The sequence below is a fragment of the Bacillus cereus group sp. BfR-BA-01331 genome, from assembly GCF_022663915.1.
In the GTDB taxonomy this organism is placed as follows: Bacteria; Bacillota; Bacilli; order Bacillales; family Bacillaceae_G; genus Bacillus_A; species Bacillus_A mycoides.
This window is the reverse complement of record NZ_JAKUGJ010000064.1, coordinates 1-7,230: the sequence shown is the minus strand read 5'-3', so window position 1 is coordinate 7,230 and position 7,230 is coordinate 1. Positions and strand designations below refer to the sequence as shown.

Below are 7,230 nucleotides of genomic sequence, written 5' to 3'. Positions count from 1 at the left end.
TGCCAAACCGAAATTCATCTCCCACCTACCGTTGGGCTACGCCCTTCACACGCTTGAGGAAGGAGAATTCTTTCGGGGAATTCGTTAAAAAACTCAAAGCGCGTAGCCGAAAGCGAAAATTACATCGAAACTTCACTATAGAAAAGCAAGAATGGTCTTCCGTGTGGATTGGTTGGATGGATTCGATATGGATTGCAAAAAGAGAAGACAGAAGAAGTAACAGACGGAAATTTAAAAGAGCAGCTAGCAAAAGCTAACTGCTCACCCAAGAAAAACAGAGGAAAGATAACCATGTGTCTATATTATTGACGAAATATTGAGTTTTATTCACGAGGGAGAAAAGTAGGCTATTAACATGAAGATGCTCCAATTCATATCCTGTAAGTAGTAAATTAATGACGGGGTAGATTGAGAATGGATGATCCGATTAAGGAGATAGTTGGCGCATGGTTTGTTGCAGTAGGGACAATTATTGCTGCGATTGGGAGTACGCCTTTAAAAAGATTGAACTGCGAATTAAGAAAAGATTTGAGCGTATGGGGAAATGTATTACAGGCAACGGGGAACGGTCTGGAAGCTGATGGACAAGGAGAAATATCCCTTGAATTGATTGGTAACAAAATCCAATCAATTGGTAATGTAACGGTTATAACAGGACTCATTATAGATTTTGAAGGCAAAACGAAAAAAAAATTAGTGATTGCAGGGAATTGGATACAAGCATTAGGCGGTGTTACATCAATATGCTTCTCTTTCTTGTAATGTCATGTTAGTTCTAAAGGGAGAAGGAAGAATAAGAGCAGTTACAGCTGGTATTGAATGAAAAGTTATATTATCTAGCTTTAGAAATTTTCGCCACATATTAAGATCACTCCACACATCCTCTGGTCCAGGGCTCCATCCTTCAAGAAGACGATGGTAGGTATCTATGCGGTGTCCAGCAATCGTAGGACTAAAATTTATATGACTCTTTCAACATACGATCGCGAGTCTCAAGTTCCTCCAATGATCCCTGAATGGCCATCATTTGTTAATTATTCACAATAGCCATATAGCGGCTATGTACAAAATCTGCTTTGGATAAAGCTTGCTCCATGTATTGTAAGTGATCAGGAAACCATGAATCATCGTCACTCAGATAACATACAAATTTTCCTTTTGCCAATTGTAATGCCTCATGTCGATAAATTTCTCCGTTCCTTGCACTTGAGCCTATAAAAACAGAGAAGAAATCTTTAATCAAGCTCCTGCTTTTCAGCATGAAATACACCAAAACAATTACTTGAAATATTATTCATTTATTAATCTGAGTATGCTTTTTTAACTTTGCAACAGCAACCATAAATGCTCCTCATAATAAATATAAGGTTATTTTATATATACATAGATTTTATTCATCGTAAGCCTACTGAAAATAAGAAAAGACGTAAAAAGACAGCGGCTTATATTGTCATGCAATTTAAACTTTTAAAAGGGTGAATGGGGTATCGAAAGCTGTACAGTTATCTTTTAAACAAAGGAGTCAAAGTTACTCTGTCTCAAGTAAGACACGCCTTATGTAAGGTCAGCTCAAAGTGAAAAATTGTCACTTATTATAAGAAACAAAAGCAAGAACTCAATAAGTTTCCGAATATATTAGAACGCTCTTTTATACCTAGTACGAAGGAAAGACCAACAGTGGTTGAGGAAATACAAATTATATTAGGTAGATTGGCAATAAATAGTGATTTATCACAGCTAACAGAGGAAGAAAAGCGGCAATATTACCATTTTGTATGCAGAAAATATGGACTAGATCCATTTACAGAGTCGTTTGCTTTTATTCGGTTTAAGGGAAGTAAGTGAACTACAGCTATAGGTGCAGTTCCTATTAGTACAGAAGTTGGAAGAAAACTTAGTCCCGCTCAGTTAGCTCATACACTGATGACTTGTGCAACCAAAGTAAAGAGACGAGCGACAGTATCACTGTGTTGTTTAGCTATGATGGATGAAACAGAAGTAGGTATACTTTTTGGTGTAAAACGATTTGATATACAATCCGTCATCGAAAATAAAGATTTACCTCTACAATCCAAACAATCTTATGGCGGTTATACATTTATGGTAAAAGAATCAATGGGAAAATCAGAACTATTTGAGAAAGAAAAAATAAAAAAAAGAAGTGACTGTTTTGACAGAATTGAGAGAGTCATAATGGTACATCAAAAACTTCATGAATAGAAGAAGTGCACCTATTATCATATAGAATTTGTTGTGAAAGATGAAAGAAACAAGCAAGCATACAATAATGATGAAGTATGGCATTATATATATTTCTTATATTAGCACTTATTTATTTGTCAATTCTCCTTTGTGTGAAAGTAGAGTGCACGAAAATGAAAGCGGAACGAATCTTGAGATTACTATTGAAGAGGGTGTGCTTATTTATTGAGTTGTAGTGCATAGATACTATAAGAGAGCATAGGATACACATATTTTTAGAGGAATTATGTAATAAGTGACATATGAAGAAGACAATGTTGCAAATATGAGAGGTTGAAAAGAAAGCTCACAAACCAATGTAGTTTCAAGAATAGTAGTAAATAAAAAACTGTATCTAGCCTGAAAAATACATCGAAAGGATAGCAATGGTATTTAAAGTATCTGGGGATATATTGTAAGGAAGGCAGATGTTCAATGAGTATATGCTTATAAAAAATACTGTAAAAAACTATTGTATGTTAAAAATTTATATGTTACATTGATGTTACAAAATTATTACTTTATGTGACTTTTGTTTCATTTTGTTTTCTTGTTATTTATTTTTTGTTACAAATCATATACTAAAAGCGTTATTTCTATGTGCGTAAGAGTGTGTGTAGTAAGAAGTCTGAGTTAGAACTTCATACATTATATTAAAAATCCTTTCTGTCTTAAAAGAAGAAGAATACCAACTATATAGGGGTTTTTAGGTAATGAGATTATATAAAATGTACTTCCTTCCCCACACAATTTAGTACATATTTAAGGTTCAGTTTAATTGCTGCACAGCTACTTTTGCATATGAGTGTATCGAAATAAATGAAGAGATTGGTAATTATAACAGCATTAAAAAATTAATCTCGAGATGGATTTAAATAGAGTGATTGAGGTATATAAAGTGAAAAATTCTTATAAAGTGTTTATATGTATTTGGATAATTATTTTGTTGTTTTTTGTAATTTATTTTGGATACAAAATGACATCTGATAATAATCAGGTATCAATACAAGAAAAACAGGTAAAACAAGAAGTTCAAAAAATGTCAGAAGAATCAAATGAGAGAGAAATAGAATCCTTTGAAATATTCTAAAAGAAATCAGTAATAAAAAGAGGGCAGTTACGTACTAGCGGGTTCCCTTTTGAGGTGCAAACATTGCAAATCACATCACATTTTTGTCACTAATATCAATGGGATTCTCTAATTAAGTAACAATAATAAACGCAGAGGAGGGATAGCTTAATAGCTATCCCTTCATCATAATATCATTTAAATAAATCTTCTATTATATTAGCAGGGGATAGTGATAGAAAAGTGGGTTCTGGTGCAAAGATTGTATTTATTTGAAAGAGGTATATAGATTCCTAATGGAATCTATTCTTATGCAGCCATTCCGAATAGTTGATGAATAAACTTCACTTCATTTTGGACAGACTTGTCCCGTAAAATAAGTTGGCCTTTTTTAATGATATGCATCGCTTCTATTCCTGAAAGAATAAATTTAGCTGTACGAAAAGAGTTCAATCCTAGCATTGAACGAACTCTCTTTTTAATAAAACGATGATCTTGCTCTACAAAGTTATTAAGGTATTTTACCTGCCTTATTTGGATGCCCACAGGCATCTTTTTCTCTGTCTTCAACTCTTGGATAGGCCGGGTTTTTGTCCACTGTAATCACACGGGGCTTTGAAACATGAAAAGACTGCAAAGCTTTCTTGAAAAAACGCTTTGCAGACCTATGATCTCTTGTTTTGCTTAAATGAAAATCAATTGTATATCCTTTTGAATCAACAGCACGATATAGGTACATCCATTGACCTTTGACTTTCACATAGGTCTCATTGACTCGCCAAGAATCATTGGTTGACTTAAGATGACGTCGTACTCGCTTATCTAATTCGGGACCATATTGATGAACCCATCGCATGATAGTTGTATGAGCCAGGGATAGCCCGCATTCTTCCATCATTTCGACTAAATCACGAAAACTGAGGTTGTACCGTAGGTACCATCCTACGGTTAATAAAATAATATCCGGTTGATAATGTTTCCACTTGAATAGATTTTGCTTTTCCATACCATTCACATCCTTTTTAGAGTAATAGTATCAGTATGTCCAAGTCTGAAAGCCTTTTTTTAGATATTTTGAAGTTTTTGCACCAGAACCGCTCCGAAGGGGGAGCGGCGAAAGGGAAGGAATTCTTAAATGAGTTCTAGCTTATCGCCCATGTATAGTATGTGTTTAATATTAAGGAATATTCAGGTGTGTAACAAATAAAAAGAGCGCCTTCGAACAGCGCTCTTCCTCGGAGTGTGTAGTGCATGATACTTCATGAAGGTTTTTAAGAAATAAAATGAATGAGCCCACAACTGAAAAGATGCGGCTACACAATAACATATGAAAATGCGTAGTAGGAGTGACGATGAAATCTAAAATAAAAGAGCAGCTAGCAAAAGCTAACTGCTCATATCCAGGGGAATTGGAGACTAATGTATCTACAATATTGACGAAATATTGGATTTCATTCAGGAGAGAGTGGAGTGAATCATTTTAGTTTGATACAACTTGATCTTGATCTGCAACATCAGCATCAAATGTGTTTGTTGCACTAACACCGCTAAAGTTATTGGTAATAAAAGCATTATTTGATGAACCAGAACCATTGTAAGATTTTTGATTGTTTTTTGGAGAAACATTATAAAAATCACCTAAATTAAAAGAACCGTTACTGTTTTGAACGACAAGGTTTCCAAGAATCGATGGCAAAGTTTTCACCTACTTTACTTAGGAAGTATTTAAATTAGTATATGGTGAAGGTGTCTATAGGTTCTTTTGGATCTAAGAATTCGAAGTTATGGTTTGTGAAGAACCTTAATAAAATAATCCTTTGCGCGACACGTTTCCTTATAAGTGTGTAAACACGAAATGGGAGGGTCATCAATTTGATAACAACAACTGATTGACTGAAAGCCGTCAGGTTGAGCTGAAACTACTTATATGATACTTCTACATGCAAAGCGTGATAGTAGTCACAAATTGTATGAAGATAGGTGAAGTCAGCTGGACAAAACCTAAGTGAGAAATCATATAGTAATGGATAGGTCGGGATGCTATAAAATATCTATGGTGAGAATGTCCAAATAGACTGATGAACTTACGAATGTACGGGTCTAAACGTTTAATACATCAGAAATGTGTATGTCGTCAACGACGGCGTTATCTACCGAGAAGTAAGATTAGATAGTATGAAATTCGGAACATCTAACGATGAGGATGTAAAGATAACAGGCTTACAGTAAGCACCTAAGGATATATGTATAGCTAAGTCAATCGGAACGTGGTAAGCAAGAAACTCTCAGCAATGCACCTACTAGCGGACAGATGCATATAATAAGGTTCTAACGAACCGAAATTGCTCCATTCTTTTGAAGGTGGGGACATAGTACCGACCAAGCATGTAACGAATGTGGAGGGATAGTCCCTAGTCTTGTTCTTTGAAAACTAAATCAATTAGATGTAACTCACAGGATCGAGTAAGGTGATGTGACCTTTCGTAAGAAAGGGGAATTAATACGTTGGTGAGTATAACATTGTTTGTAATCTAGTTGCTTTAGTATAGAAGAATAAGGTGGGACGCTGTATGCCATGAAAATCGCACCTACAGTGTTAAGCGGGGGAAAAGATGGAGATAACTTCAAAGTCTTACCTATCTCAACGGTCTAATCCTCGAAAAGTAAGAGCACTTTTGCAATGTGCTCTTACTCAGAAAGATGTTATGTGTAAATATGTACTAGATTTTTGGTGAATTGCTTTTTTTAAGGTGATCTTTGTCTTCGATATTAGTTTCAGGCATTCCGTATAATCCGTTCATAGTCTGTTCATCTAAATCAAGACCAAGCACATTGTTATTTGTCACATCATTTTTTTCTTTTTTAGAGTTATTCATATATATCACCTCCTATTTTTAGGATGTCTAAAAGTGACATAAACATTCAAGGTTTGTTTCATGATAAAAACTTCATTTTGTAGAATAAGGGAAACTAAAAAAGAGCACTTACTTACGGTGCTCTTTAGGAGAAAAGTGAAATGTTGAAAAGTAGATTAGAGTTTCTTGGTTCGAAATAATATATGACCATTTAATCTTAATGTGACAATGAATCACTAATGCTAAATACTTGTTGAAAAAAGGAAACCCCTCTAGATTATTGACTGCCAGAGCTTCAAGCAATAATTAATCTAATTTTTCAATTACAATCGAAGCATTTATATTTGTTTGTGTTCCACCTGCTAAAGTCTGCAAAGTAACTGCAGCAGCGGACGTATGATTATTAAGGGTAAGAATATCACCTGCGGCTAAAGTAAGAACTGTTTGCCCATTGTTTTGTTGAGTTCCTGCACCTGATCCATAAACGGAGTTGGTAACGGGGACCCCGTTTAAAAATAGTGCAAATTGATTAGGCTCAACTCCTGATACAGAAAAGGAAATTTTATAATCTCCGGCATTTGTAACCATCATCTGAGAAGTTCCAGGGGTAAAAGTAAATCCAGACGTTATTACCCCATTTGAATTAAAAAGAATAGGTGCTTCTAAGGCAACTACTTGAGCTGCTGTATTGAAGATATAAGCATATTGAGATAATCCAGATGCAGTAAGTCCAGTAGGTCCAGTTATCCCGGTAGGCCCAGTAGCACCAGTAGGTCCAGTTATCCCGGTAGGCCCAGTAGTACCAGTAGGCCCAGTAGCACCAGTAGGCCCAGTAGCACCAGTAGATCCAGTTATCCCGGTAGGCCCAGTAGCACCAGTAGGTCCAGTTATCCCGGTAGGTCCAGTAGGCCCAGTAGGTCCAGTTTGCCCGGTAGGTCCAGTTTTCCAGGTAGGGCCAGTATTCCCGGTAGGTCCAGTTTTCCCGGTAGGTCCAGTTATCCCGTTAGGCCCAGTTATCCCGTTAGGCCCAGTAGCACCAGTAGGTCCAGTTATCCCGATTAATCC

8 protein-coding genes and 2 pseudogenes are annotated in these 7,230 nt (G+C 35.8%); 5 read left to right on the top strand and 5 right to left on the bottom strand.

The features are described from left to right. Together MR155_RS30340 and MR155_RS30335 are read left to right on the top strand one after the other, a co-directional pair. The coding region (locus MR155_RS30340) for a hypothetical protein (RefSeq protein ID WP_242312021.1) at window positions 1-257 on the top strand (257 nt) is incomplete at its 5' end. Between the two features lie 157 nt (window positions 258-414). Further along, window positions 415-744 (top strand): annotated as a pseudogene (locus MR155_RS30335) (DUF6944 family repetitive protein); the annotation flags it as partial. Between the two features lie 286 nt (window positions 745-1,030). Here the strand turns inward: MR155_RS30335 and MR155_RS30330 are convergent. Next, window positions 1,031-1,243: a glycosyltransferase family A protein gene (locus MR155_RS30330; protein WP_242312020.1), complete on the bottom strand. Its 213-nt coding sequence runs from the start codon at window positions 1,241-1,243 to the stop codon at window positions 1,031-1,033. Between the two features lie 434 nt (window positions 1,244-1,677). On the opposite strand from MR155_RS30330, the gene MR155_RS30325 reads away from it, so the two are divergent. From MR155_RS30325 to MR155_RS30315, 3 genes are all read left to right on the top strand, one after another. Further along, window positions 1,678-1,845, top strand: a complete 168-nt coding sequence (locus MR155_RS30325; protein ID WP_154214060.1) for a hypothetical protein — start codon at window positions 1,678-1,680, stop codon at window positions 1,843-1,845. A 78-nt stretch (window positions 1,846-1,923) separates the two neighbouring features. After that, a complete protein-coding gene (locus tag MR155_RS30320) occupies window positions 1,924-2,220 on the top strand; it encodes a hypothetical protein (protein WP_002204051.1) in 297 nt (98 codons plus the stop codon). 886 nt (window positions 2,221-3,106) lie between these two features. Further along, window positions 3,107-3,331, top strand: coding sequence for a hypothetical protein (locus MR155_RS30315; protein WP_242312019.1), 225 nt, complete (start codon window positions 3,107-3,109; stop codon window positions 3,329-3,331). 288 nt (window positions 3,332-3,619) lie between these two features. Here the strand turns inward: MR155_RS30315 and MR155_RS30310 are convergent. From MR155_RS30310 to MR155_RS30295, 4 genes and pseudogenes are all read right to left on the bottom strand, one after another. After that, a pseudogene (locus MR155_RS30310) lies at window positions 3,620-4,316 on the bottom strand (IS6 family transposase). A gap of 474 nt (window positions 4,317-4,790) precedes the next feature. After that, window positions 4,791-5,006: a spore germination protein gene (locus MR155_RS30305; protein WP_002204037.1), complete on the bottom strand. Its 216-nt coding sequence runs from the start codon at window positions 5,004-5,006 to the stop codon at window positions 4,791-4,793. Between the two features lie 1,024 nt (window positions 5,007-6,030). After that, window positions 6,031-6,186 (bottom strand): DUF4021 domain-containing protein, encoded by a 156-nt coding sequence (locus MR155_RS30300; RefSeq protein WP_002204036.1) that lies wholly within the window; start codon window positions 6,184-6,186, stop codon window positions 6,031-6,033. A gap of 285 nt (window positions 6,187-6,471) precedes the next feature. After that, on the bottom strand, window positions 6,472-7,230 hold a 759-nt coding region (locus MR155_RS30295; protein ID WP_242312018.1), incomplete at its 5' end, for a BclA C-terminal domain-containing protein.